Genomic DNA, 26,703 nt, shown 5'->3' on the forward strand with positions numbered 1-26,703 from the left:
ATCCGCATGCAGATTGCAGGACCCCCTCCACACCCGCAATCTTCCGGAGGCAGCTCACGAACGGAAAAATAGTACGGTAAGCTTCAGCAGATATTCCGGTAAGGACAAATACATGGATACCCTGAGACTACCCGTCCATGTATTCATCGTGCAGCCGCCACCACTGATACGGTTCCGTCTGCGGCGTTCCTTTTGGCGACTCTTCCCAAGTTTCCTGCCGGCCGAGCGGCGTGAGATCGAGAAGTGTCCAGACGGTCCCGAGTGTCTCAACGCCGCGTCCCGTGGTGAAATATGTGCGATAGATATTGCCGCCGTCGCGATAGAAGACATTGAGGCCGAAATAGCGGGGCACGTCGAAATCCGCGTTGAAATCGTCCATGGTCGAGAACCACGGCATTTGCCAACCCATGCGTTTCCGGAACGCCTCGATCTCATCCACCGGGGCACGCGAGACGAAGACCAGCGCGGTGTCGCGCGTGTGAAGATGCGCGAGATGCGGGATCTGGTCGCCGACCATGGCACACCCCGTGCAAGGCGCGGGATCGGCCGGCCTGAGCATGTGATGATAGACAATGAGTTGTTTTCGCCCGCCGAACAGGCCGGGAAGGTCGGTCTTGCCGTCCGGTCCGTCGAATTCATAGGTTTTTTCAACCTTCATCCATGGTGCGCGGCGGCGTTCGGCGGCGAGCCTGTCATGCGCCTTCGTAAGTTCCTTTTCCTTGCTAAGCAGCGTCGCATGGGCTTCCAGCCATTCGTTGCGGGATACGATTTTTCGGTTCTCCATTTCAATTCTCCTTTGAGAGATCAGCAGTCAACAGAGAGATCAACAGGGTCAGACTCGATTGATCTTGAATTGTTCTGATTTCCTATCCCACCCTTGGCCTTGGACTCTACCCACCTCTTCAATTTCTCTTGAATATCTCGCTTGAACGATCATTTCCCAAGACCCAAGCTTTGTTTGTCGCTTCTTTGATCGTGTTAATGCTCTTGACCATCATTCTGGCAACACCCCATACTCAACCGGGAATTTGACGTAAAACAGTTCCAATTTTTCTTTTCTCAATAGGGCCAGGAAATGCTCGGTTTCATCCTCGCTCATGATAAATCCCACCTCTACCGGCAAGTCCGCGCCCAGCTCAATAAAGGTTGCTTCGTGCAACCTTCCGTGCCGCCCGAACCCCGCAATGGCACGCACTGCCGTACCTCCATGAATACCGTGTTTTTTTGCGTACTCTAATAACCATTCAAACAACAGTATGCCGCGGTGCTCGCGGTGCTCGCTCACATAAAACTTGAGAAAGGTTCCCTGCATACGGGCCTCTATTTGCGACGAACTGGGATCAATGCTGCACCAGCCATTTGATGGTCAATATTCCCAGCACTGTCATTGCCAGAGAGCCGGCCAGGTGCGAAAAGACGATGGTGAAAGCCCAGCCATATTGCTCGCGCAGCAGGAGCGCGACCGTTTCCGCGGAAAAGGTCGAGAAAGTGGTCAAGCCACCAAGAAAGCCGGTGATGATGAAGAGCCGCCCTTCTGGCGGCAAGGTGGTATTGTGAGAAAAATACTCTACTGCAACACCCACGAGATAGCCGCCCATGATATTTGCAGCCAAGGTGCCGAAAGGAAGAGTGGGAAATACCGGATTCAACATCGCACCCAATCCCCAGCGAAGCCATGCTCCCAGTGCCGCGCCTAATCCCACCGCAGTTACAGCATAGATGCTCACTTTTTTTATCTCTGATTTATTGATAAAGCTTGCATACGGCAACGGAGCCCATAAAGTCCGGCTAACACTGCTAATTCTATTCTCCAGATCAATATTGCATTGAACAACATATCCATACCATCCCTGAACGACTGGTTCTATTGGGATCTTGCATCCTTTACGGCGGTCTTCGCAAAGATCAGCCTGGAAAAGGGTTAGAGCTGGCTCTTGTTCCGCCACCCAAACCCCCGCTTCGGCGAGGTGCCGGAGGCAAGTTATTCAGCCAGCAGATTTACCGGCACGTCCAGCGCGCGTGACAGGGCAGTCAATACGGCTATTGTTCCCACCCTTTTTCTGCCCTCTATTTGACTGAGAAATGGCTTGCTTATCCCAGCTTTCTCCGCCAGGGCTTGCTGAGTCAGTTTGCGATAAGTCCGCCATGCCTTGATGGGATGGGTGCCCTCAAGGATTGTGTGGGTGACCTCCCCAGGGATGCGGCTGCCGTCATCCACGGCCTTTGCTTTATCGTAGAGTGCGATACCGCCGATATCCGCCGAGGCCTTTACCAGACGCTCGAATATTTCTATGGGAACAATGGCATATTCCCGTTTGCCGTTTCGTTCGATGAACTGAATATCACTCATCTGTATATGCCTCCACGTGACCCGATCGCCAGTATGATTATCACCAGGTGGCCGTTGTCTATTTCGTAAATTACCCACCAGTTCCCCAACCATAGCCGGAAGCCGGAGCGGCCCTCCGCTTTTTGATATTATTATTCGAAGCATGCGGATTTTCCGCCAGCTGCTCGATCATGCCATGGATCGTGATCAACGTATTGCGGGAGCACCAATCTCAGAATTTTGAACGCTTCGCGGCTGCATTCAATCCTGAACATTTACTAATATTAGCATAGTGCTAACTCCATGGCGAACGTCAACGGTTTTGTTGCGCCGAAATCCCTCTCCAGTTTGCTGAGAGCGCCACTATAGAATCATTGCGGTGATAGGCATCTCGGGCTTTTTGATTGACCGCCGAGCCTCAAACAATTAGTATATGCACCTCTCCAATTCCCCGATAGCTCAGTCGGTAGAGCGACGGACTGTTAATCCGCAGGTCCCAGGTTCGAGCCCTGGTCGGGGAGCCAAGTACATAGAATTATCTTCCTTAATCATCAGTTACTTAGGCCGCGTATAGGCTTCTTGTGGTGGTACTTTTATGGTACCATCTAATGAAACTATTGCTTAGTAGAGTTCTCATCTTGGAAATCCGCTACGTTTACCTACGGGGTAAGGCCCATTACTACCAACGTAAAATGCCGAGGGATTTACTCTCCCGCTACCCGGTTCTACTCATATCAAGGTTAACCTAAAAACTACCGACCCCTCATCAATTGCTAAAAAGGTACGCGAACTCAATAGGCGCTACGAGTCAACCTCCTCCTTCTCTCCCACGTCCAGGAGCATATTGGTGCCGTGATCCCACCCCGGCAGGTCCTTTACGCTCCCCCTCCAGTTTCCTCTTCAGGTTTTCCACTTAATCTCTCTAAGGGTTCTCTTTAGTTATTTCTACTGGTTCCATACTGTACAGCCAGTGTTATCATTGGGGGCCTTACAACCCTTAAGGAGTCCCCACCATGAAGTCCAATTATGTAGCAGGCGTTGTACTACTTCTAGTTGCAGGAGGAGCTACTGCCAGTTGCCTCCCAGAACCCGGCTCTATAATTTGTCAGGACTCCCAAGGTGAGTACCACGTAGCCCCGCACTCTGAGGACTCTATAAATAAGACCTATGAGCCTCCCAAGAGTGCTTCGCCTTCTTATGAAACAAGTAGCCTTAGCTCCGCTCTAGACACCTCAGATGGGCGTCCCAACACTACCAATATAAAGGATGACCCTAAGGAGTACTTTAGGCAGTACCAGCAGTAAGAATACCTAAACAGCAACACCTCAGAAGGCCATCCTAATCGGTGGCTTTCTCTTGCCTGAATCCCTTCCGCTTTAATTCCTCCTCCAGGGTCACTCCCTGACCCCTCTAGAATCCTGCACAGCCGTGTAACCATATGGCACTCGCCCGCCATTGAAATATCCACCCCGCTCGATCTTTGACATGCTGCGAAGGGTGTCTGCGCTGATCTGTCTACTGTAGTGCTCATCGAAGATCTCCAACATTGATTCCATCATCCAACCGGAATCCGTGCGGTTATGCTTGCGAGCGTGTATCACCGCACCCGGCCCATCCCCGTTGGCGCGCGGGATTTCAGCCCCCATCCCATCAATCCACCCACCGTCAACATCGCCAGCGAAATACCCACCACGATCGGTGCCGTATAACGCGACTGCTCAATTGCATCCAGCCCCTTATCAAAAATGTTATCGGCGCTCTTGTTGAACTCCTCCGCCCGCGCTATTGCTTCCTGCAAGGTCTTGTGCAACGCCTCGGCATGGGCATCTCGTGCCTGAGTCAGCGCCGTTTTCAATGATTCCCGCAATGCCTGCAATTGTTCCTTCATTTTGTCCGCGACATTCATCTCTCTTCTCCTTCTATGGTTAAAAGTAATTCCCGTTACCATTGGATCGCATCCACCGCTGCTAGCGTGGCGGCCGCGTCGATTTCCGCCTTGCACCCCTTGGCGTGGTTGTGCAGCTCCAGCGCGTAGCTGGCCAGCGCTGCCGGCGCCGATCATCGCTTCGTCATCCAGTGTCACCCTGCTGTTATCCTGCACCGTCCGGTCGATCGAGAATGGCTGTCCGCCCGCAATGGCGGCTTGCGCTGCCAGTGAGGCGACGCTGATGCGTGCACGCTGCGCTGATCGCTATTGAACATCTTGCTCAGGTACGAAAACCCCGCCGCCTCCAGCGTATCGCGCCGTGAATTGATCTGAGCGTGCGCATCCGCCTTGACCTGCGCCAACGTCCGTGTTGGCGTAACGACGCTTGCGGCTTTCCAGCGGGTTATGTATTTCTGATAGGGCCGAAATGCGGTCACCCCTATAGGCCGGTTACGGTTTATTGGGGTAGGGTCACTATCTCCTCTCCATCCTTCCAATCCTTGACTACCAGCCGCTGACAACGCCAATCCGAAGGTAGCGATTGCTATCAAGACTTGAAGCGCAGTGCCAGCGAATATTTGTGAGTGCCCATAAAAAAAGCCCACCGAATTGGCAGGCCAGTAATGCAAAAACCCATTGGGTTATGGGTGGGTTTACGAATTACGTGACTTTCGAGTGGCTTTCTCTCACTCTATACCTTGTATTTACAGGTGCTTCCCGTATATGCCCAGGAAATTGAATGACCCGATATTTGGTACGCCATCGTACAGATAAAACTCGTGAAAAGAGCATAATAAAAATGTCCAATCAAAACGAGGAGAATCAAAATGACTCTCGGAACAATTCTTATGATTGTGCTGATACTTGCGCTGGTGGGTGCGATTCCGGCATGGGGTTACAGCAGCGGCTGGGGTTATGGTCCGAGTGGGGGTATCGGAACCATACTGTTAATAGTGCTCATTTTGGTTTTATTGGGGCACATATAGTCGATTGATCCGAAAGCTATGCATAATGCTTTTCCGGCGATGTGACTAGTGCGTGCACCTATGTCGCCCGCGGTGAGGCATGGCCCGCCTACAAGCGGGCTTTAGACACCCAATTGGCGATTTATACCGGCAAGCCACCGACCGCTGATTGAGATCCGTCCTTGGGCTTGAAGTCGTCATCCGAATTTTTCGTTCAGTTTATAAGTCCTGATCCTAGCGAGGCTGTCTAATATTTTTAGAATAATCCGCACCCCTTGCGACGGTTCGCCGCGAGGCCCACGAGGCCGGCGAGCAACAGCCAGCCTGTCGCGGGGAGTGGCACGGGGGCCGCTTCTACAGGGATATCCACGGGGCCGGTGCCATTGCCGGGCGTGGCCCAGGAAAGCGAGTTGATATTGTAGCTGACTCGGCCATAGGTGAAGTCCAGCGCCAGGAAGAGATTACCTGCGAATTCCTTGGCAAGGTCCAGCGTAAAGCTTGAAGTGCCGCGATTCGACGCGTTGGCGGCGTCCCATGGGTTGTAGGTGACATCGAAATTGCCGGCAAGAAGATCCTGGCTGCCATGAACCTTCCCATCGCCCTGATCGACATAGTAGGCGCCGGAAAACGGCACATAGCTGTAGTAGATGGTGCCGCCGCCATTTTCATAAGCGCTAGGGTTATAAGGTCCGGTCAGTGAGAAATCAAAAACGATGGATGTTGCGCCCGGCACCAGGCCGGAGAACTGGAAGATGTCGAGTCGATCGCCGCCCATCCACTCCGGCGCGCCCGTGCCCGTAACGCCGGTCGTGCCGGTGGCAACGACGGTCGGCGCAACCCAGTTGTTGGAGAAATTGCCGCCAGCCTCGGGCAGGATAAGGGCAGATTCTGCAACGGGGGCCGTGATCGAGGCGGCACAAGCCAGCACCGCAACGTAGCGTTTCCGAGCTGACATCGCTACAACGGAAGTTAAAAAACTTTCTTTCTTCATGTATTCCTCTTGGTTTTTTATACTACTAAAACCCAAACAGCACTAATCACCCCTATATCTTACCCATTTCGATAGTTCGGTCTATTGGACTGAGGTACACCAGAGTAGAGATGTCACGTTTTTCCGGCATCCGCACTTTGCATTTCCTCAACCTACCGCGAAAATCTCCAGGGAGGAATGGGCAGAATTACGCCACAGCCTAACCCAACCTACTACGACTAGCCGCTTCTTCCGCCGAAACTAACGATGCGGTATAGTCGATGCTTTCCCCGAAATAGACAATCGTGATGGCCCGCTCGCCCAGATTTATCCTTCTCGGCCAACCGCAACACGTTATATTACGTGGCAACAATCGAACTGAGATTTTCTGCGCAAAAGCGGATTATCTTTTCTATCTTGAAAAGGTACGGTCAGCCTGCAAGAAACACCACTGCGGGTACCGGCAGTTGTTCCAATGGGTCTGGGAAATGACTGGTTCAAGCGAAGTATTCAAGACCTATCGATCCGTTTTCCATTGACCAATAACGTCCGAAAGTAAACATCCGAAATTATGAGGTCATCCAACATCACGAATACCTCTCGATGGCAATATCGGATTCGTGTATCGTTTGACCTCGACGACACACTGACCAGCCATTGCTGCAAAGTACCGATTGAAACAAGCCTGTTTCCTACGTTCGTTCATCACTGGCTGGGCGAACCGTTACGCCGTGGAACCAAAGGGTTATTTCGTGAGTTGCGTCACCGTGACTGTAGCGTCTGGATATATACGAGTTCTGGACGATCGCCCGCTTATATCAAACGCTGGTTCCTACTTCACGGAATTCGCATCGACGGCGTCGTTAATGGAAACCATCACCACCGCGCGGTAAATCGGAACCACCTGAAGCGTTTACCTTCGAAGTTTCCGCCGGCGTTCGGTATCGACCTTCATGTCGATGACTCGGAGGGCGTAAAGATGGAGGGAGACGAACTCGGCTTCCGGGTTCTGGTTATCCATCCTCACGACGAGCACTGGATAGAGAAAGTGCTGGAGGCTGTGGCCACGCTTAAACACGCCTAATCTCAATTTGTTGGGGGATGCCGAAAAGGTAGTCAGGGAAAAATTTCCGGGACAATCATTTCCGGCGGAACCGGATTGCGTGTGTACTCTGGGTGGCGTTCCCTCGAGGGCAACTCAATCTTAGGTCGTACGAGTTCTTCATAAGGTACCAAATTGAGTAAATGATTAATGCAATTGATACGCGCCGCTTTCTTGTCAGTGGCCTGAACTATCCACCAAGGTGCCTCGGAGATGTGAGTGCGTTCCAGCATGACTTCTTTCGCTTCGGTATATTTTTCCCAGCGCACGCGGGATTGCAGATCCATTGGGCTCAGTTTCCACTGTTTCAACGGATCGTGGATGCGGCCAAGGAAACGTAGATACTGCTCGTCGTCAGTGATCGAGAACCAGTATTTGACGAGCTGGATGCCCGAACGAACCAACATCCGCTCGAATTCAGGAGTGGAGCGAAAAAATTCGTCATACTCATCATCGGAGCAAAAGCCCATAACCCTTTCGACACCAGCCCGGTTATACCAACTGCGATCGAATAAGACAATTTCGCCAGCCGCCGGTAAGTGAGTGACGTAACGCTGGAAGTACCATTGGGTTTTTTCGCGGTCGTTGGGTGCCGGCAAGGCAACAGTTCGCACGATGCGCGGATTTAACCGCTGGGTAATACGCTTAATGACACCACCCTTGCCGGCAGCGTCGCGGCCCTCGAACAAGATCACCATGCGATGCTGGTTGGCTACCACCCAATCCTGCAGTTTTACCAGTTCACCCTGTAGACGAAGCAGCTCTCGAAAATATCGCTGACGCGTTATCTTGGACGCTACATCTGGCAAATAATGTTCTGCGGCGATCCCATCAAAACGACTATCATCGAGTTCCAGCTCCAGCTCCTCGTCATAGCTGTCAAGTATTTCCTGCTCTAAGCGCCGGTGCAGATCAAAGATGCCCTCATTGTCCATTAAGGTACAAATCCCCTAAAAGTATTCGCCAATATGCAGCATATTAATGTTTTCGAATTAAGAAAATATTACATTTCCTGATTTTTTGTGAATGGTCAAATTGGTGTTTTTTTGTGCAAATTGTAATATTTGCGTAACAAATACTGCATAGAATCCGAAGGCTATCATGCATAGGTGAGAATCCATGAAAAAGCCACTTCTATCCACCCTTGTTGTTGCTGTCGCTACGCTAGCCCTATCCTCTCCCGCTTTCGCAGACAAAGTTCGGCTGACTGGTTCCGGCGCGAGTTTCCCTGCGCCGATCTACCTCAGCTGGTTTAAGAACCTCAACAAAGCAAACCCTGATCTCGTCGTGGATTATCAGTCCAAGGGCAGCGGCGCCGGCGTACAGGACTTCCTGAATAAGACGGTCGATTTTGCTGCGAGCGATTCGGCGATGAAAACGGAAGACATGGCCAAGGTTTCTGAAGGTGTGCAACTTCTGCCGATGACCGCAGGAGAAATCATCGTCACCTACAATCTTCCGGGTAACCCCAAAGGACTAAAGCTGCCCCGTGATGTTTACCCCAACATCTTTCTTGGCAAGATCACTAAATGGAACGATCCCAAGATTGCTGCAGCCAATCCTGGCGTAAAGCTACCCGACGTGCCGATTACCGTAGTAGTACGCGCCGATTCCAGTGGCACGACCGCAGTTTTCACTAAACATCTGTCGGCCATCAATGCCGAATTCAAGAGTTCGCTTGGCGAAGGCAATACCGTGAATTGGCCAACAACCAACAAATTCATAAAATCTCCAAAGAACGATGGAGTGACCGCTACGGTACGCCAGACACCGGGCGCTATCGGCTACATTGAATACAGCTACGCAAAACTAGCCAAGGTCGAGTCCGCGCTATTACAGAACAAGGAAGGTAAATTTGTGGCTCCGGGTAATAGTGCCGAAACCCTGGCCGCCATCAAGATCCCTGAAGATATGATCGCTTGGGCACCCGATCCAGAGGGTGCCAATGCTTACCCCATCGTTACCTATACATGGATGATCTTCCGCAAGAACAACAACGATGCGCATAAGGCCAGAGCCATGCGCGACATGGTCGAATTTGGCCTCACCGAAGGACAGAAGATAGCGGACGCGTTAGGCTACATTCCGTTGCCGCAGTCGGTTGTTGAACAAGTTCGCAAGGCTGCTGCCAACATCAAGTAAGCAGTTCCACGCGGATCCGAGGTCGTGTCGCAACTCCGGATCCAAGAATGACTTATAAAATTAAGCGGGACGCTATGGAAAAGCCTTTTGCCCTTGATGTTGATACGGATTCCATCTGCCAACCCCCCTCGTCGTCCACTCTACTCATTGATCGGACATTCCGCATGTTCGCGCGCTTGGGCGTTTTTGTCGTTCTGGCCCTGGTGGTGGCGTTGGTTCTGGAAATCGGTGTTAAGGCGATTCCAGGCATCCAGAAATACGGACTAGACATGCTCACCGGTACGGTCTGGGATGTGGGTCAACAACAGTTCGGCATTCTGCCGGCTATCTGGGGAACGCTCTATAGTTCTTTGATTGCCCTGCTAATCGGTGGTTTCTTCGGAATTAGCATGGCGATTTTCTTGACACAGGATTTTCTGCCCGCGCGCTTGGCCGCAGTTTTCCGCACCATCGTCGAGCTGCTTGCAGCGATACCCAGCGTGGTATACGGACTGTGGGGGATTTTCGTCGTGATTCCGTTCATCCGCCCACTCACTGATGTGCTGAATGAGTCTTTTGGTTGGATCCCATTTTTCAGCTCTACGCTAAGCGGCCCTGGCCTGCTACCCGCCGCTTTGGTGCTTGCCATCATGATTCTGCCAACAATTGCCGCCGTGTCTCAGGATGCTTTGCGTTCGGTTCCCCTAAAGACCAAGCAGGCCGCCTATGGCATGGGGGCTACTCACTGGGAAGCCATTCTTAAGGTCATGGTGCCGACGGCGGCTACCGGTATTTTCGGCTCCCTGGTACTGGGTCTGGGCCGCGCGCTGGGTGAAACAATGGCACTCGCCATGTTGGTAGGTAATTCGAACCAGATTTCGCTTTCTTTGTTCGCACCCGCGAATACGCTGGCCGCCCTGCTGGCATTGAATTTCCCCGAAGCAGGGCCGAATGAAATTGGAGTGCTGATGTATGCCGCTCTGGTTCTTATGGTGATTACTTTGATGGTCAATATCCTCGGCTCGATGATGATCATGTACGCCCAGCGCGGGGTAAAAGCATGAGTGATACGCAGCCTCCCCCCTCCAGGGCAACTCCGAGTCTGCAGCGCAAGTTTGAAGGCCGGGCATTACGCAGCATGGTGCTGAGTGGCCTCGTATGGTTCCTTGCGATACTGACTAGCGTGCCCTTGCTTTCCGTGTTGTACATGTTGATTACCCAGGGCGGCGCACGTCTTAACATGGAAGTTTTCACCGAGCTTCCGCCGGCCGGTTTCGAGATGGACGGGGGCTTCGGTAACGCGCTCGTCGGTACTTTCTTCATGGTGGGTATTGCCGCGCTGATCGCAATCCCGGTAGGCATTATGGCCGCCATTTTCCTGGCCGAACTGGGGCCCAGCAGTAAACTGGCTACGGCCGCCCGCTTCGCGGCAAAGACGCTGACCGGCGTACCCTCGATCCTGGCCGGAGTCTTCGCCTACGCATTGGTGGTGATTACCACCGGCACCTATTCAGCGCCCGCTGGCGGTGTGGCGCTTGCGGTATTGATGCTGCCCATTGTCGTTTTGACGGCCGAGGAAGCCATGAGAATGGTTCCAAAAGTCATGAAGGACGCCGCCTATGGCATGGGCTGCACCCATACGCAGGTGATCTGGCAGATTGTGCTGCCGACCGGAATGCCCGCCATTCTCACCGGCGTGATGCTGGCGATTGCACGGGCAGCTGGAGAGACTGCGCCCCTGCTTTTTACGGCGCTATTCAGCAACTATTGGTTGCTGCAGGAAGGCCATCTGGCCGTCATGAGCCCTACGGCTTCGATGGCCGTGCTGATTTACAATTTCTCCGGCATGCCCTTCGACAACCAGCTTGAACTTGCATGGGCAGCTTCGCTGGTATTAGTGATGATCGTGCTAATCGTTAATATCGTCAGCCGAATTTTCGGCAAACCTAAGTTTTGAGCAAGGGAGTGACGGAATTATGAGCTCAACAATGCAGCAGCAGGCAACTCCTGATATCCAGTCAGCTACATTGGTGATGGACTGCAAATTGGACAAGATTTTCTATGGCAACTTTTTGGCCGTACGTGACAGCCATGTGCCAATTGAAAAGAACAAAATCACCGGTTTCATTGGACCATCCGGCTGTGGCAAGAGCACCGTGCTGCGCAGCCTTAACCGCATGAACGACCTGGTTGAGGGCTTTCGCTTCGATGGATATGTGCAGTTCCTTGGGCAGGACGTCTATGGCAAGGGCGTAGATCCTGTGGTCGTGCGCCGTTACATCGGCATGGTGTTCCAGCAGCCCAATCCTTTTTCAATGAGCATTTTCGACAACGTTGCCTTCGGTTTGCGCCTCAATCGTTATAAGGGCGATATTGGTGACCGGGTAAAGCAGGCACTGCAGGGTGCAGCATTGTGGGATGAGGTCAAGGATAAACTTAAGGTCAGCGGCCTGGCGCTTTCCGGCGGGCAGCAACAGCGCTTGTGCATCGCTCGTGCCATTGCCACCCAGCCCCAGGTACTGTTGATGGACGAGCCCTGTTCTGCGCTAGACCCAATCGCCACTCGCCGAGTCGAGGAGTTAATGGTCGAGTTGAAGAAGGATTACACCATCGCCCTGGTGACCCATAACATGCAGCAGGCGACGCGCGTTGCGGATACCACCGCATTCTTCTCCGTTGACATCTCGGAAGGAAGTCGTACCGGCTACCTGGTGGAGTTTGGGCCTACCTATCAGATCTTCGAAAACCCGCGCGAGAAGCTGACTAAAGACTATATTAGCGGCCAATTCAGCTGAGCCTCTGCGAGGAGAAAAGGATATGAAGGTTCAAATCGGCGTTGTTGGCGCTATCCTGACACTCGCCTCGTTGGCAGCACTGCCAGTGCAAGCGCAAAGCAACACGGAGTCCCTGGTCCTCAGCGGCGCGGGGGCGACTTTTCCGGCGCCATTGTATAAAGCATGGATTGCCGCTTACCGCAAGGTTGAGCCAGGGACAATAATCAAGTACGCTGAAGTCGGCAGTGGCGAAGGGGTAAAGCGTTTTCTTGCCAATACCGTGGACTTTGGCGCCAGCGATGCCGCCATGACCGATGCACAGATTGCTACTGCGCAGCATGGGGCGGTAATGGTGCCGGTTACCGCTGGCATGGTGGCACTCGCTTACAATTTGCCGGGATTGAACGGGCTGCTGAAGCTGGACCGGAACACCTATGCCGCAATATTGCTGGGCAAGATCACGCGCTGGAACGATGCCCGCATCCAGGCCACTAATCCCGGGCTCAATCTGCCTGATCGTGAAATCTTGCTGGCCGTGCGCCAAGACAGCAGCGGCACGACATTTGTACTATCCAATCATCTAAGCACCGCGAGTCCAGAATGGCACGACGGTCCCGGCACCGGCAAACTGGTCAGATGGCCCCGCAATGCGATGTTTGCCCGCGGCAATGAAGGCGTTTCATCGCTGGTGCAACGCAGCGTGGGATCGATTGGCTATGTCGAATACAACTTTGCCAAGCGCCTTGACCTGAAGGTAGCGCACCTGGAAAATAAGGAAGGAAGTTTCGTCGCGCCGAGCGAGCGTATTGGCGTGGCAACGCTGGCAGCAAATATCGGACGCATTCCTGCTGACATGCGCGCTTACATACCTGATCCTGTGGGAGCCGATTCATACCCTTTGGTGTCATTTACGTGGCTGCTGCTTAAGGAGCATTATAGCGACAAAATTAAGGGTGGGGCGCTGAAGCGCTTCATAACCTGGAGTCTGCAGGAAGGTCAGAACTTTAGCGGCGAGTTGGGGTACATACGCTTGCCAGCCGAAGTCGCGAAGCGCAGCAACGAGGCGTTGGCCAGGGTACATACTAGTCCCTAGCCACATCCGCCATAGCGCGGGGGATAGAACGCGCGACCGTGATCGGTGTTCCGGATAATTTTCCAATAGTACTCTTTTGCTGGCCGATGCCATGAATTCCTGTCGTATCCTCGACCTGGACGCCATCAGAAATTCCCTGGAGAAAGTGCAGGCACACTTCGAGTTGCTAAATAACCAACTTGATGAACCGCGTGACCCTTTCAACGATGTCGTTTGCAGTAATATGTTACAGGGCTATGCGCTAATTGATCGACTTGTCGTTGATGGTGTCGATTTGTTCGATCTACAGCAGATCGACTGGATAATCGAGATCAATGCGACGGTATTGTGTGGGGTCGATCCTGAGAAACGCAAAGAATTTTCCCAGCACATAGCCATGACCACTTCACGGTTCTTTGCTAACGATGAGGGGGCCATGCGCGGCCTGCTGGAGTGGTACAACTTGCACCGCGACAAATCGGCATGGAAGCGGGCAGCGGGTGTTTTTGTGTACATTCTCAGCAAGCCTCAGCTGTTTATTGAGGGGAACCACCGTAGCGCTTCGCTCATCGTCAGTTTTCTCTTGATGCGGGAGGGTCTACCGCCATTCGTGCTATCGGCCGACAATTTAGTCGCTTTCTTTAACCCGGCATCAGTTATTCGACGCACACCAAAAAACGGATTAGCCGCGCTATTCCAACTGCCAAAAATCAAGAAAAAATATGCTGCCTTCCTCGAAGCACAATCATCGTCGGAGTTCCTTCTCAAAGATTCTGTTGCAAAAAAAAATGTAAAGCAAAACTAACGATGCGATATAGGGGGCGCTTCCTTGAAATAGAGAATCGTAATGGCCCGCTTGCCCAGATTTATCCTTCCCGGCCAACCGCAACACATAATTTTACGCGGCAATAATCGGACTGAGATTTCTGTATAGAGGCGGATTATCGGTTCTATCTTGATAAATTGCGGTTGGCTTGTGTAAAGCATGGTTGTGATATCCACGCCTATGTACTAATTAATGACTAACCACGTACACTTACTTATCACGCCCCACGAAGAGCAAAGCTTGAGTAAAGCTTTGCAAATACTGGGGCGTTACTATGTACAATATTTCAATCATTGCATGCCACATAGAACTCAATCCAGTGCGTGCAGGCATGGTAGCGCATCCATCCGAATACCATTGGTCGAGTTATGGCTACAATGCCTTAAACCAGATCAATGATTTGGTAACTTCACATCCTGAATACCTGTGTTTAGGAAATAATGACGAGGAGTGCCGATGCGGATACCGGCTGTTGTTTAAATAGCATATATCTGAAGAGAGCATTAACGCAATCAGAGAAGCAACAAACAAAGCTTGGGTACTGGGAAATGACCAGTTCAAGCGTAGTATTCAAGAGAAATTGAAGCGGCGGGTGGAGCCCACGGCCAAGGGTGGGGATAGGAAATCAGAACAATTCAAGATCAATCGAGTCTGACCCCATTGATCTTTCTCTGTAATATCCCACCTGGTTCACCTTTCGACACACAGGCCCAAACACCTGGAGTGCTTCAGGCACATTTCTGATTCAACCCTGGCAAACGCTGACATGGATGTATTCCGTATTCAGAAGATTATCGGCCATAAGGTAATCGCCACTACTCAATGATATGTTAAAGCAGCGAACTCAGCAGTGGATGGGGTCACTGACATTATGAAAAATAGGAGTAACGAAAAATGGGACCAAAGGTGGTCTCCAGAGGATTGCACAGCGGGCTTAAGCGCCGAGAGCACGAAGTATGGAGCTTCTTATAAAACCAATAATTATTTTGATATTATAGCCCCAGGCTCGAACCTTGGTCGGTAGCCTACGTGGTCTTGCCAGAAAGCCTCTTGCCAAACTGACAAGCTGGTCCCCTGAAACCCAGCTTGCATTACTTGAATTGCTGGACGATTGTTTTATGAAGAAAAATATAGATGATGCAGTATTGACTTCAACAGATGAAGGTATCATTCAAAGTAAAACTGATGCGTTAATATCTGAAGATGAAAGAATTAAGGAAAAACATAAATTAAAGATAAAAAAAATAAACCGGCTGGAAAGAGAAAAAAAGCATCTACTTTCGTTGCTTGCAAGCAATAATTTTTCAACTCTTAAAACAAAAATAGCTTGGTTACTGAATCTTTATCCTCAAGCTCGCAATAGCGACGTTGTACTTGCATTGAAATATTGGGAAATATTCCAACCCGACATATACAGTGCAAAAGGTATTCTTCCACAAAATCTTTTCAAACTAGAACGATTACATTACATAGTTAGGGCAAGAGCAAAAATCCAAAATCAATATGGTCTTTTTAATGCTGAAGAAAAGATTCGTCGGCACCGGAAGCGTCGAGAAGAAACAATGCATGATGCAGTACTTGAGGATGTAATCCATCGTAATATCATTTCTATCTTTGCGGATGAGACCGGAAAAAATGGTGATTTTGTAATTGTTGCTGCCGTTTGGGTATTATCTGGCTACTCAGTTTTCAAAGTGACACAGGCGATTGATTTGTGGAAAAAGCAATCACCTTGGGTCAAGCAGGAAATTCATTTTTCAAGCCTTAGCAATAATGATTTACCTCCTCTAAAAGATTATTTGAATGTAATTCAGGAAAATCGAGAATTCCTTAGTTTCAAGATAATCGCTATTGAAAAATCAAAAACAAATAGAAAGATAGAGGATATTGTAATCAGGCTTTATGAACACATGCTTGTACACGGTGCGCAACATGAAGTCTCTAGTGGAAGAGTTGATTTACCCCGTGATATCGAATTGACCATTGATGAAGCTCAATCCCTTGATGGCTTCACCTTATCAGAGATGAAAGAACGTGTCACCGCAAGATTTAGAAGCAATTATGATCGAAAACTCATACTGTCTACCTTGCAAACAGTATCCTCTAAAAAGAACCATTTAATTCAATTAGCAGATTTATTAGCGGGTGCTTTTAATAGACGACTAAACCATCATGGGGATCGTAAGATCAAAGATGCGATGGCCGATACTATCATCAAGACACTCGAACTTGAACCTGATAAGTCAAGAATACCAGGGCTGGATGCGACAGCATTAATTCATCTTTAGCCTCAAAACGGATTACAGTTATTTCAAGTGTTCGAAAGATACCATGCAAAAAAGGCACCTGACGTTACGGTCCCGTCATTATTGAAAAGAATGAAAGAAAAATTTCACTATATCGTGAAACGAGGGAGCAAGAGAAGCGGATTTAATTCCACTGATCCGCACAGGATATCATGTTCGAATGATCGGAAAGGTCATGCCTCCTCCACTGTAAAGCCAGAAATCATAATCGATTGATTCAACCAGAAGACCACCTATAAAACGATTGTGATGCTCTGACTCAACCGAAACTGGACAAGTTAATGGAGCATGCCTCAAGTAGTGAGAAATTTTGTCGTTCTTCTTACTTAAGGAGTAATTATTTCTCATTACCAGAAAACCATTTTTCATGTCGCAATCAATTCAAAAATTTACGTTAAAGAAACTAGGTGTCTTCAAGAATTGTTCAATTCCTCAGACCATTAGGTTACTTAGATACAATCTTATTTATGGGTTTAATGGCTCGGGGAAAACGACTCTTTCTCGAGTATTCGGTAGCCTCGAAGCAGGTGTATTACGAACAGATTTACCCGATGGTGGAATGTTCGACATTCAGCTGAGTGATGGAGTAACCCTTAAGAGTACCGGAGACTATAGTGCCTTAAAGGATCGTCTTCTCGTCTTCAATGTGGACTTTGTTGAAGATAATTTCAAGTGGAAGGAAGGCACGGCCAACCCTATCTTTCATTTAGGCCGAGAGCAAGTGGAATTAGCAAAGCATTTGAAGAAAGTGAGTACCAAGAAAAACGAAATGGAAATACAACGCACCACCGCCAGAAAAGATCATACGAATAAGAACAAGGCATTTGCGGACTATAAGCGCATTACAGCCAAAAGCATAAGTGACCATCTTTCGCTTGTAGGACGTAGCTATGAAGCACCTAACCTTGCAAGCGATTATTCGGTGACATATGGTGAAGCTCACAAATTATCGGAAGATGAGCGACGAATAGCGCACCAGACGGCAATGCAGAAAACGCCATTTGGAAAGCTAGATTTACTTGATGACTTAGATTTGAACACATGGAATCTGGTTAACAGAGTCCAATCTGTTTTGAATAATACAATTGGTGACATAGTTGTTGAAGATCTTCGCAGCCATGACTTGATGCTCACCTGGATCCAAGATGGACTGATCTATCACGAGAATCATGGTCTATCATCCTGCTTATTCTGTGGGAATGGCTTGACGAAAAATAGACTCCAAAGCCTACAGGACATCATTAATGGCGAATTCAATAAGTTTACCCATGCAATTACAACCCTAAAAGCTGAAACTCAAAGGCTTTGGGATTCTTGTGTGGCAATGGAAAAGACCATTCCCTCAATTAACGATCTCTCACCGTCATTACGTTCCGAGTCGGAGACAGCTGCCAGCAGCCTAAAAAACTCATTAAAGGCCGTGTCGGAAACCGCTCAAATGATTCTAGGATTACTCGCACAAAAACTGGAGGCACCCAACTCGCGCATTGATTTGGGCACACTTGATACAACACCCAGGATTTCGTCAAGAGACGAATCAATCGCCCGACAAATCGTCGATCTAAATAATATCATTACGAAGCATAACGTGGAATATAGCAACTTTGACAACGTAAAAGCGGCTGCGAAAAAGAGGTTAAAAGAGCATTATCTATCGCTCAGCCAAATGGATTATTTAGCCTATCAGAAAGACGAAAAAAATACGAAAACAGAGCTAGATTGTATCGAGGCTGAATATATATCCCTACTAGAAGAAGAAGAACAGCTAAAAAAAGATATGCGGAAGCACGGTCCTGCTGCGGAGAAAATCAGCAAGATGATTCGCAATTATCTAGGTCGTACTGAACTTGAAGTTGCTGCACTTGAGGATGGCTATGAGCTTCGTAGAAGCGGCGAGCCAGTGAAGGGATCATTGAGCGAGGGCGAGAAGACCGCAATTGCATTGTGCTACTTCTTGTCGACGTTGGAAGCCGAAGGGCGGAAACGTCAGAATCTCATCGTAGTGATTGATGATCCGGTTTCGAGCCTGGATACGAAGGCTTTGAATTACTCATTTAGCATCCTTAAAGCTGCGCTAGGGGATGTGAATCAGCTGTTTCTTCTGACTCATAATCTTCATTTTATGAACGAAGCCAAAAAATGGTTGAAAAATAAAGCTTATCCAAGAGATAGTACAACAACTCCCACCGCGACTCTTTTGTTTCTAGATGCGATTCAGAAGAACGGAGATGATGGTCTATCATCATCCATAAAAGAACTTCCCAAGTACATACGGGACTATGAGTCGGAATATCAATACCTCTTTTATTTGGTAAGACAATTCGCTCAATCACCGGATGGCTTAACGGGATATCTCTATGTAATGCCTAATGCCATGCGGAAAGTGCTAGAGATTTTTTTGGCGTTCAAACTTCCTGGATCTGATGGACTGAGCAGCAAAGTGGCGACGATCGCCACCAAGTTTAACCATGGTCTGGATGAAGGGTGTATTCATGCATTGGATCGACTCGTTCAACTTGAGTCCCACGCCGATAACCTTGATGATCTCATAACTTTCTCTTCAATGACTATTGAAGAAACCAAGAATGCCGCCGATATTTTGCTAAAAATGATGTCCGCTTTAGATGAGGACCATTACCGCCGATTATGCAATATCTGCCGAGAAGATTCACTAATCGATTCTTCCCAACCCCAACCAGTTTCGATTAATCCCTCTACCGAAATCGGGACAGCCACATTCAAATGAAATTCAATTCCTGCAACATACCCGGACAAATCGCCCGACAATGAACAAGTTATTCTATGGGGATAATCTCACCATCATGCGACGGATGAAGAACACAGCGTTGATCAACTCCCCCCAGCCTTGAATAATATTGACCACACCACCGCCTCAGGTTTCCCCATCTACTATGTATAATATTTCACCCGCCACTCGGCCCACGAGGAGTGATTGCGAATATTCACATAGGATGGAGGTCATTCGGTGTCGCAGGTGAAGTTAAGCAGCAAGCTCGATCGCCCCGTCGATAACGATTACGACCATACGCTCGGCCCGGAGAACACTGAAATCACTCTGGTGGAGTACGGGAGCTACGCGTGCCCGCATTGCCGCGCTGCGAATGAAAGAATCGCGCAGGTTCGGGATCAGTTGGGTGATCGCCTTCGTTACGTCTTCCGCCACTACCCGTTAACGGGAAGCGATATTGCGCTCAGGGCTGCCGAGTTAGTGGAGCATGCGAAAGACACTAAAACCTTCTGGGACGCGCACATTGCGTTGATGACACGTTCGGCAGCGTTGACGGAAGATGATTTGATTGCCGTTGCCAGTGATCTGGGCGTGCCTCTGCCTGACATTGATGACGCGAGGGAAGCCGACGCACGGGCCAAGACGCGCGTCCAGGCCGACATAAAGAGCGCCCAGGTCAGCCACGCCTTGGTCACGCCGACGTTCTTTATCAATGGCCGCCGCTATGATGGCCCTTGGGATGAAAGTTCTTTCACCGATGCGATGCTTGGTGGCCCAAGCCACAGATTGCAGGGCTTAGCACTTGACTTTGCCGGTTGGGCGCCTTCGGCGGGCGTCCTGCTTCTACTGGCGACGATACTCGCTGTGGCATTGACAAATTCCAGTCTTGATGCCGGCTTCCTGGCGCTGTGGGAGCAGTATCTGAGCATTTCAATCGGCGGCGCCGAATTCAAGATGTCCTTGCTCCATTGGGTCAACGATGGCTTGCTGACAATCTTCTTCTTGGTCGTCGGGCTGGAAATCAAACGCGAGTTTACAGTCGGCCGCCTCGCCAGCGTACGATCGGGAGCCCTGCCGGTTGCTGCGGCTGTCGGGGGCATGGTGGTGCCCGCTATCCTTTACGTTCTGCTGACTCCCGCAGGAGACTGGTCGCGCGGGTGGGGCGTTCCGATGGCGACCGACACGGCATTTGCCGTGGCGCTGATCGTGATGATGGGAAACCGCGTGCCCGCCGAGCTGCGCGTCTTCCTGACGGCAGCGGCTATCGTCGACGACATCGGTGCAATCGTCGTGGTAGCGATCTTTTACTCCAGCACGATAAGCTTCGGCTATCTCGCGGGCGCCGCGGCCACTGTTGCGGCGCTGGCTCTCTTCAACCGCATCCGCATCTATAACGTCACGCCCTATGTCCTTCTGGGCGTCGTGCTCTGGGCCTGCGTGCTTGCAAGCGGACTTCACGCCACCATGGCGGGCGTGATCCTGGCGCTGTTCATTCCGACGAGGCCGCCTCCGAATCTGACGGCGTTGATGGTCCAAGCGGACGCGATCCTGACTACCGAAGCACGGCGTAGCGGCGAGGTCTTGCGGCACGGTCCTTCTCTTCCGGCTATTCGAGCGCTCGACGCTATCCACGATCGCCTGGAGTCGCCCGCCGATCGTCTGCTGCGAACCGCGGGTGGCCGTTCGAGCTACGTTGTGCTGCCGCTGTTTGCCCTGGCCAATGCGGGAGTCGCGATTACGGCGGATGCATTCACCGGCCATGAACCTCTTATGCTTGCGATTATCGTAGGATTGGTGATCGGCAAGCCGCTAGGATTGGTGTCGGCCTCGGCAATCGCAGTGTGGCTCGGAATTGCCACCAAGCCTGACGAATATTCGTGGCGACAATTAATCGGAGCCGGCGCACTGGCCGGGATCGGCTTCACCATGTCGCTGTTTATCGCCAGCCAGGCATTCCCGACAGAGACCGATTTCGCTGCGGCCAAGATCGCGGTGTTTGCCGCCTCAATAGCATCGGCAATCATCGGCGTAGCTATCTTGTGGAATGCGGACGGCCAGCGCAGACGAAACGGCGGTTTGTAGATTATGCGATTTGGATGATATTTGTGTTCAGGGCATTACTCCTTCTTCAGCGTGATTCCTTGTTGGGGTCGGCAAAGCCGTATCCGCTATTAAGAGCCATGACTTGCAATCATTCATCTACAAGGAGTTAAAAATGAACCTATAATGATTTTATGGCCCGGTAAATTAGCAGTTTAGGATTTTTTGTTTATACGCATCTAGATAGCATTCCCGAGATCGCACCTTCTGCGAATGGCTGTAAGGATTGTCTAAAGACCGGAGACTCATGGGCGCATCTTCGCGTGTGCCATGCTTCATCGGTTGCTCTCAAGGATCGCAAGTGGTAATGAACAAAGTCACTGACGGTTTGCTCTCACCAACGCCTGGTCAGGTAGACGACGTCTCAGCCAACGCTGCGGATATTCCATTGCCTCCAAGCCTGGAATCGCGCCGCGGGCAGATGTTTCCCAGGCTTACCCCCACGGAAATTGATCGGCTACGACGTTTTGGCACGGTGCGCACCTGGCAGCCTGGCGAAATATTATTCGATCCTTGCACGCCCGGAACGGGCATGTTCGTTTTGCTGAGTGGGCACATCTTGATTACGCGCAAAAACGGCCTGGGCATCGAGATTCCCATAATTAAAAGCGGGCCGGGCAGCTTCACGGGCGAAGTCGGCCAGCTTTCAGGTCGTCCCCCGCTTGCCTATGGACGGGCTCTTGAAGTGGTTGAAGCACTGGTGATAGATCCGCCTTCCTTGCGCGCAGTGGTCGTAGCCGAGGCCGAGCTTGGGGAACGTATTATGAGAGCCATGATCCTGCGGCGCATGGGGTTGATCGAAACTGGCGGAGGCGGTCCCCTACTAATTGGTGCCCCCGGCGGCGTGGGCATAGTGCGGTTGCAGGGATTTCTTTCAAGGAACGGTCATCCTCATCTTGCGTTGGATCCGGCACTGGATAGCGTCGCGGAAGACGTGATGAAGCTCCACCAGCCGCATCCAGATGAATTGCCGCTGGTCGTTTGTCCAGATGGAACGGTCCTTAAGTGTCCCACCGAGAGGGAGCTTGCACATCATCTCGGCTTATATATCGATCTGGGCCCTGACCATGTCTACGACGTTGCGATCGTTGGCGCCGGCCCCGCCGGCCTGGCCTGTGCGGTGTATGCCGCATCGGAAGGACTTTCCGTGCTTGTACTCGACACCCATGCATTCGGCGGTCAGGCGGGCGCGAGTGCGAGAATCGAAAATTATCTCGGTTTCCCGACCGGTATTTCCGGTCAGGCGCTCACCGGACGCGCTTATGTCCAGGCCCAGAAATTCGGTGCTCAAATGGTGGTGCCAGTTAAGGTGACATCACTCGATTGCACCCGCTTCCCTCACGCGCTCCAACTGGATTGCGGCGTACGGGTTTCGGCAAAAACCGTGGTTATCGCGACAGGCGCAAAATATCGGCGTCCTGCCATACCCGAGCTCGAGAAATACGAAGGGCGCGGCGTCTATTACTGGGCTTCGCCGATCGAGGCAGCGCTATGCGGACAGGAAGAAGTTGTGCTCGTGGGGGGCGGCAATTCGGCCGGGCAGGCAATCGTATTCCTGGCGGGCCATGCGGCACACGTGCATCATTTGATTCGTGGAGCCGGTCTGGAAAATAGCATGTCGAAATATCTCATTGACCGTATCGGATCGCTGGCGAATGTTACCCTGCATAGGGAATCCGAGATCGTTGCAATCGAAGGTGGCGAAGAAGGAGTGAGCGCCGTTCAGTGGCGCCATCGCCAAAACGGCAGCGTACAGACGAGATTAACTCGGCGCATTTTCCTGTTCGTGGGAGCCGATCCGAACACCGAATGGCTTGAGAATTGCGGCGTTAAATTAAATGACAGGGGGTTTGTCTGTACGGGTCTGGATCTCTCGCCTGCCGACTATGCGCGGTCTGCGCATTCGAAAAATGGCCGCCGACCCCTACAGCTCGAAACTTCGGTACCAGGGATATTCGCGATCGGCGATGCACGTGCCGACTCAACCAAACGTGTCGCTGCCGCTGTGGGTGACGGTGCCGCAGTGGTCAGCCAGTTGCATACCTTGCTTACATCGCATTAAGCTATTCCGGCGCAAACGATGGACCCACGACTAAGTATAAGTCTCGGCTTGGCGTAATTCGCGCCACAGCTTGTGGTATTGCCACGCCCCACCTCTAGCAGTTGATCAATCGATAACGCAGGCAAATACGGAAAATCAAAGCAGATCTCCACAAATACCCGACATAAAAACAAGGTTATCTCCACACGCTATATGATAACGTTGCCCGCGATTTCTTGAAAAACGACGGCGCAATTTAATCTGGAGGGATATAAGCAAACATGGACTCTGATCTCTTATTGACGGCAATTGAGCTTGCCGAAACTGATCCTGCACACGAAATGAAGGTTACGCTTATTTTTGATGGGCTTTTGATTTCAGGCTTTGTCACCAGTGAGAACGAATACTTGGCGCATCTTGAAAATGCGAAATATTTCGAGGTTCCACAAGAGATAGAACAGGATTCGTCGGATCCAGCTTTTATCCACCTTCGAGACGCCAAGTTCTACCAGCCTCTTGAAAATCCTAACCTACAAGATGTCGGCGGCTACTTTCGCGCTCCGCTCGACGCAGTCATAGGATTCGCTTTCAGCAACGAACCAAATTAGATAGGCTGGCAGGTTTGATTGGTCACTGGGCCCTCGTTCACGCTTGATCAATCCATGGGCGCGCTTCCAACTCTCCAGCCATTCCCCTGTAGCTCCATTTCCAATTGCATCAGCACATCATATACCTTTCGCCGGAGGAAGAAGCATCGTGTCCGGGTAATGTCCCTGGGTCCAGGCAATTATCGCTGCCAATACAGGCCAAAGGCTTTCGCCTTTCTCCGTCAGGAAGTACCCCTCCCGAGTGAGCCTCTGTTGGTAGGGACGCAAGGTAATAAGCCCCCTGTCACCCCCCTTCTTCAGGCAGTCCGAAAGAATGTTCGAAGCTATTTTTCCGGCGAGGGTAAAAACTCCTGGTAACGTCTCTTACCCCAATACCAAGTCCCGGATGATCAGCAAGGTCCATCTATCGCCAAGAATATCCAACGCATGGGTGAGTGGGCAGCAGGACCATTCGAAATTTTCTTCCCTATCTTCCCGGTTTTCATAGTTTCCTGACGTAAAAAAAAGCTATTAAAATATAGCAGTCACTTGCATTTTGCAATTTACTAATATAAGCTTTGGTCACTTGCTATCTGAAAGCTACAAATCCAAACGGGATCCACTTGAAGTTTTATGCCCCGTTTTTAATCTTGTAACTTGCATTTTGCAAGTATAAATCTTTGAGTTGCGAACTAAACAATATGGAGAGCCATCATGCCTTTGTGGAAAATTTATCATCCTGTTGGAGCCTATAGTGCTGAAGATAAAAGGGTCTTGGCAGAGCGGATTACGGGTCTATACGCGAGCATCCCCCTCCCCAAATTCTACGTTGCAGTGATTTTCGAGGAGGTAGCCAAGGACTCCTGCTTCGTAGGAGGCGAGCTAAATAACAAATTTATCCGGTTCAAGGTCGACCATATAGCCAGGACGCTACCGGGTCCCGCCATCAGGGAATGGTGGGTCAGGACAATAGACGAAATCATTGCATCTCATGTAAGGGACAGAGGATATGACTGGGAGGTCTCGATTGATGAAACGCCTTTCGACCTTTGGTCCCTTCAAGGCGAAATTCCGCCGCCGTTTGAATCCGTGGCGGAAAAGCGATGGGTTAAGGAAAACAAGGCGAGTTCCTATACGTTGGCAGAAAAACTTCCTGTCAGTCTTGCCCTTACCCCCGGAATAACCGACCGCTAGATCCCGAGTTGGCCGACCCGATCAGGGCCGGCCAACTCGGGCCAGGCGACTTTCGTCATGAACCCCTGCATACACATGCTAAGAAGTCCCATCACTGCGGCGGGAAATGGCAATGATTGAGCCCGCACCCTGCCGTTCGCTTATTCCATAGGTGGGAAACGGCCGCACTCACTCAAACATTGGAGACCCATATGGCTTATCAAACCATCGATCCAACGACAGGCGAGCTAGTCACGAGCTATGCCTACCTCTCCGACGAGAATCTGGAAATAGCAGTTGCGAAAGCGCATGAAGCCTTCGAGAATACCTGGCGCCGTGTCCCGGTAACGGAACGAGCCAAAATTATTTCCACTGCCGCCGCCATTCTTCGCCAGAAACGCGATGAATACGCGTGTTACCTAACGCTGGAGATGGGCAAGCTCATTAGCGAGGCGCACGCAGAGGTAAGCCTTTCCGCGGATATTCTGGACTACTATGCTAAAAAATCCGGGGACTACCTGAAGGCGAGAGCGCTTCCCGACTCCCACGGGGCGGAGTTGCATATCGAGCCGCTCGGAGTCCTTCTCGGCATCGAGCCCTGGAACTTCCCGTACTACCAGATCGCCCGGGTCGCGGGGCCGCAGTTAATGGTAGGCAACGTGCTGCTTCTAAAGCATGCGGAGAATGTGCCTCAATCAGCGCTGGCGTTTGCCCGCCTCTTTGAGGAGGCCGGTGCGCCAACCGGCGTCTACACCAACATCTTTGCAAGCATTGAACAGGTCGGAAAACTGATTGAAGACCCGAGGGTGCGCGGCGTCACCGTGACCGGTAGCGAACGCGCCGGCGCGGCGGTAGCCGAGCGGGCCGGCCGCTATTTGAAGAAGTCGGTCATGGAAATGGGCGGAAGTGATCCGCTGGTTGTCCTCGAAGATGCTCCGCTGGAATCCACGCTCGACAGCGCGTTGTTTGGACGAATGTTCAATGCGGGGCAATGCTGCGTCGGATCGAAACGCATCATTGTAGTCGGCAAGGAGCGTGGAAACGCATTCCTCGACGGCTTTATTCAGCGGATGGCTTCGCTGGAGCCTGGTGATCCTGAAGATCCTAAAACCACCCTGGGGCCACTGGCCTCCGAGAAAGCACTGAACCTTCTGCTCGACCAAATAAGACTGGCCAAGAGGGACGGTGGGAAAATTGCGCTTGGAGGCGGAAGAATCGATCGTCCTGGTTTCTACCTGGAGCCCACCGTGCTCACGCACATCACGCAGGACAACGTGATCTACACTCAGGAGCTGTTTGGTCCAGTCGCCGCGTTCTACGTTGTTGAAAACGAGGGCGAGGCCATTGATCTCGCTAATGCGACGCCATTTGGACTTGGCGCTTCGGTCTTTACGGACGATATCGAACGCGGCCGCAGGGTCGCAGCAAAAATCGACAGCGGTATGGTCTTCATCAACCAGCCGGTCTGGACGGCAGCCGAGCTGCCATTTGGCGGGATCAAGAATTCGGGTTTCGGACGGGAATTATCAGAACTGGGCTTCGGCGAATTCGTCAACCAGAAATTGATCAATGTTGCGCCCGCTGGGGCGCCACCATGGGGACCCTCCCCGTGGCCATCAACGCATGGATGACAGAAATGGACATCAAGGGGTGGTGATGTA

Annotated in this window: 25 protein-coding genes and 1 tRNA gene; 17 read left to right on the forward strand and 9 right to left on the reverse strand. The window is 51.2% G+C overall.

Translation table 11 applies throughout. The features are described 5' to 3' along the window. Window positions 1-127: 127 nt before the first annotated feature. The 4 genes from SQ11_RS12205 to SQ11_RS12220 all read right to left on the reverse strand — a co-directional run bounded on the left by SQ11_RS12205 (window position 128) and on the right by SQ11_RS12220 (window position 2,350). Window positions 128-784, reverse strand: a complete 657-nt coding sequence (locus tag SQ11_RS12205; RefSeq protein ID WP_041514417.1) for a DUF899 domain-containing protein — start codon at window positions 782-784, stop codon at window positions 128-130. A 210-nt stretch (window positions 785-994) separates the two neighbouring features. Next, window positions 995-1,312 (reverse strand): DUF190 domain-containing protein, encoded by a 318-nt coding sequence (locus tag SQ11_RS12210; RefSeq protein ID WP_041514418.1) that lies wholly within the window; start codon window positions 1,310-1,312, stop codon window positions 995-997. Between the two features lie 28 nt (window positions 1,313-1,340). Further along, window positions 1,341-1,727: a fluoride efflux transporter CrcB gene (crcB, locus tag SQ11_RS12215; protein WP_041514419.1), complete on the reverse strand. Its 387-nt coding sequence runs from the start codon at window positions 1,725-1,727 to the stop codon at window positions 1,341-1,343. 254 nt (window positions 1,728-1,981) lie between these two features. After that, on the reverse strand, window positions 1,982-2,350 hold the full coding sequence (locus SQ11_RS12220; RefSeq protein WP_041514420.1) for a helix-turn-helix domain-containing protein: 369 nt from the start codon (window positions 2,348-2,350) through the stop codon (window positions 1,982-1,984). A 427-nt stretch (window positions 2,351-2,777) separates the two neighbouring features. On the opposite strand from SQ11_RS12220, the gene SQ11_RS12225 reads away from it, so the two are divergent. Next, a tRNA-Asn gene (locus SQ11_RS12225) sits at window positions 2,778-2,853 on the forward strand. Between the two features lie 1,073 nt (window positions 2,854-3,926). On the opposite strand, the gene SQ11_RS17320 is transcribed toward SQ11_RS12225, so the two are convergent. Both SQ11_RS17320 and SQ11_RS12240 read right to left on the reverse strand, forming a co-directional pair. After that, window positions 3,927-4,412, reverse strand: a complete 486-nt coding sequence (locus SQ11_RS17320; protein ID WP_156972490.1) for a hypothetical protein — start codon at window positions 4,410-4,412, stop codon at window positions 3,927-3,929. Beyond that, on the reverse strand, window positions 4,409-4,693 hold the full coding sequence (locus tag SQ11_RS12240) for a hypothetical protein (RefSeq protein ID WP_156972491.1): 285 nt from the start codon (window positions 4,691-4,693) through the stop codon (window positions 4,409-4,411). Before SQ11_RS12240 ends, SQ11_RS17320 begins: the two co-directional genes overlap by 4 nt. Before the next feature lie 390 nt (window positions 4,694-5,083). Between SQ11_RS12240 and SQ11_RS16865 the strand changes: the two genes are divergently transcribed. Continuing rightward, complete coding sequence (locus SQ11_RS16865) at window positions 5,084-5,242, forward strand: DUF3309 family protein (protein WP_084226845.1); 159 nt, start codon at window positions 5,084-5,086, stop codon at window positions 5,240-5,242. Between the two features lie 235 nt (window positions 5,243-5,477). On the opposite strand, the gene SQ11_RS17595 is transcribed toward SQ11_RS16865, so the two are convergent. Next, a complete protein-coding gene (locus tag SQ11_RS17595; RefSeq protein ID WP_041514424.1) occupies window positions 5,478-6,212 on the reverse strand; it encodes a VPLPA-CTERM sorting domain-containing protein in 735 nt (244 codons plus the stop codon). A 550-nt stretch (window positions 6,213-6,762) separates the two neighbouring features. Between SQ11_RS17595 and SQ11_RS17330 the strand changes: the two genes are divergently transcribed. Then, complete coding sequence (locus SQ11_RS17330; RefSeq protein ID WP_156972492.1) at window positions 6,763-7,275, forward strand: hypothetical protein; 513 nt, start codon at window positions 6,763-6,765, stop codon at window positions 7,273-7,275. Window positions 7,276-7,307: 32 nt separating this feature from the next. On the opposite strand, the gene ppk2 is transcribed toward SQ11_RS17330, so the two are convergent. Then, a complete protein-coding gene (gene ppk2 / locus SQ11_RS12255; RefSeq protein ID WP_041514425.1) occupies window positions 7,308-8,228 on the reverse strand; it encodes a polyphosphate kinase 2 in 921 nt (306 codons plus the stop codon). 184 nt (window positions 8,229-8,412) lie between these two features. Between ppk2 and pstS (SQ11_RS12260) the strand changes: the two genes are divergently transcribed. From pstS (SQ11_RS12260) to SQ11_RS12315, 12 genes are all read left to right on the forward strand, one after another. After that, window positions 8,413-9,435, forward strand: a complete 1,023-nt coding sequence (gene pstS, locus SQ11_RS12260) for a phosphate ABC transporter substrate-binding protein PstS (protein ID WP_041514426.1) — start codon at window positions 8,413-8,415, stop codon at window positions 9,433-9,435. 47 nt (window positions 9,436-9,482) lie between these two features. Next, window positions 9,483-10,478 (forward strand): phosphate ABC transporter permease subunit PstC, encoded by a 996-nt coding sequence (pstC, locus tag SQ11_RS12265; protein WP_198140866.1) that lies wholly within the window; start codon window positions 9,483-9,485, stop codon window positions 10,476-10,478. Beyond that, entirely contained in the window at window positions 10,475-11,371 is an 897-nt protein-coding gene (pstA, locus tag SQ11_RS12270; protein WP_041514427.1) for a phosphate ABC transporter permease PstA, read from the forward strand. Before pstC ends, pstA begins: the two co-directional genes overlap by 4 nt. A 76-nt stretch (window positions 11,372-11,447) precedes the next feature. Beyond that, window positions 11,448-12,209, forward strand: coding sequence for a phosphate ABC transporter ATP-binding protein PstB (gene pstB / locus SQ11_RS12275; protein WP_232297995.1), 762 nt, complete (start codon window positions 11,448-11,450; stop codon window positions 12,207-12,209). Window positions 12,210-12,231: 22 nt separating this feature from the next. Then, window positions 12,232-13,281: a phosphate ABC transporter substrate-binding protein PstS gene (gene pstS / locus SQ11_RS12280; RefSeq protein ID WP_041514429.1), complete on the forward strand. Its 1,050-nt coding sequence runs from the start codon at window positions 12,232-12,234 to the stop codon at window positions 13,279-13,281. A 91-nt stretch (window positions 13,282-13,372) separates the two neighbouring features. Next, complete coding sequence (locus SQ11_RS12285) at window positions 13,373-14,065, forward strand: hypothetical protein (RefSeq protein ID WP_041514430.1); 693 nt, start codon at window positions 13,373-13,375, stop codon at window positions 14,063-14,065. A gap of 213 nt (window positions 14,066-14,278) precedes the next feature. Continuing rightward, window positions 14,279-14,485, forward strand: coding sequence for a transposase (locus SQ11_RS18265; RefSeq protein ID WP_198140867.1), 207 nt, complete (start codon window positions 14,279-14,281; stop codon window positions 14,483-14,485). 614 nt (window positions 14,486-15,099) lie between these two features. Then, the gene (locus SQ11_RS12295) at window positions 15,100-16,374 is read left to right on the forward strand and encodes a DUF3800 domain-containing protein (protein ID WP_198140868.1); all 1,275 of its coding nucleotides are present in this window, start codon (window positions 15,100-15,102) and stop codon (window positions 16,372-16,374) included. Between the two features lie 385 nt (window positions 16,375-16,759). Next, window positions 16,760-19,138 carry an AAA family ATPase gene (locus SQ11_RS12300; protein WP_041514432.1) on the forward strand — a complete coding sequence of 793 codons (2,379 nt, stop codon included), beginning with the start codon at window positions 16,760-16,762 and terminating at the stop codon, window positions 19,136-19,138. 240 nt (window positions 19,139-19,378) lie between these two features. Then, the gene (nhaA, locus tag SQ11_RS12305) at window positions 19,379-21,223 is read left to right on the forward strand and encodes a Na+/H+ antiporter NhaA (protein WP_052494215.1); all 1,845 of its coding nucleotides are present in this window, start codon (window positions 19,379-19,381) and stop codon (window positions 21,221-21,223) included. Between the two features lie 325 nt (window positions 21,224-21,548). After that, window positions 21,549-23,303, forward strand: a complete 1,755-nt coding sequence (locus SQ11_RS12310; RefSeq protein ID WP_084226855.1) for an FAD-dependent oxidoreductase — start codon at window positions 21,549-21,551, stop codon at window positions 23,301-23,303. A 260-nt stretch (window positions 23,304-23,563) separates the two neighbouring features. Then, the gene (locus SQ11_RS12315; RefSeq protein ID WP_041514433.1) at window positions 23,564-23,890 is read left to right on the forward strand and encodes a hypothetical protein; all 327 of its coding nucleotides are present in this window, start codon (window positions 23,564-23,566) and stop codon (window positions 23,888-23,890) included. 117 nt (window positions 23,891-24,007) lie between these two features. Here the strand turns inward: SQ11_RS12315 and SQ11_RS18270 are convergent, their stop codons facing one another. Next, window positions 24,008-24,217: a winged helix-turn-helix transcriptional regulator gene (locus SQ11_RS18270; protein WP_198140876.1), complete on the reverse strand. Its 210-nt coding sequence runs from the start codon at window positions 24,215-24,217 to the stop codon at window positions 24,008-24,010. Between the two features lie 366 nt (window positions 24,218-24,583). Between SQ11_RS18270 and SQ11_RS12320 the strand changes: the two genes are divergently transcribed. Next, window positions 24,584-25,063, forward strand: coding sequence for a tautomerase family protein (locus tag SQ11_RS12320; RefSeq protein WP_041514434.1), 480 nt, complete (start codon window positions 24,584-24,586; stop codon window positions 25,061-25,063). Window positions 25,064-25,254: 191 nt separating this feature from the next. Next, window positions 25,255-26,673, forward strand: a complete 1,419-nt coding sequence (locus SQ11_RS12325) for an NAD-dependent succinate-semialdehyde dehydrogenase (protein ID WP_041514435.1) — start codon at window positions 25,255-25,257, stop codon at window positions 26,671-26,673. The last annotated feature ends 30 nt before the right edge of the window (window positions 26,674-26,703 follow it).

This window comes from Nitrosospira sp. NpAV (genome assembly GCF_000832065.1).
Lineage (GTDB): Bacteria > Pseudomonadota > Gammaproteobacteria > Burkholderiales > Nitrosomonadaceae > Nitrosospira.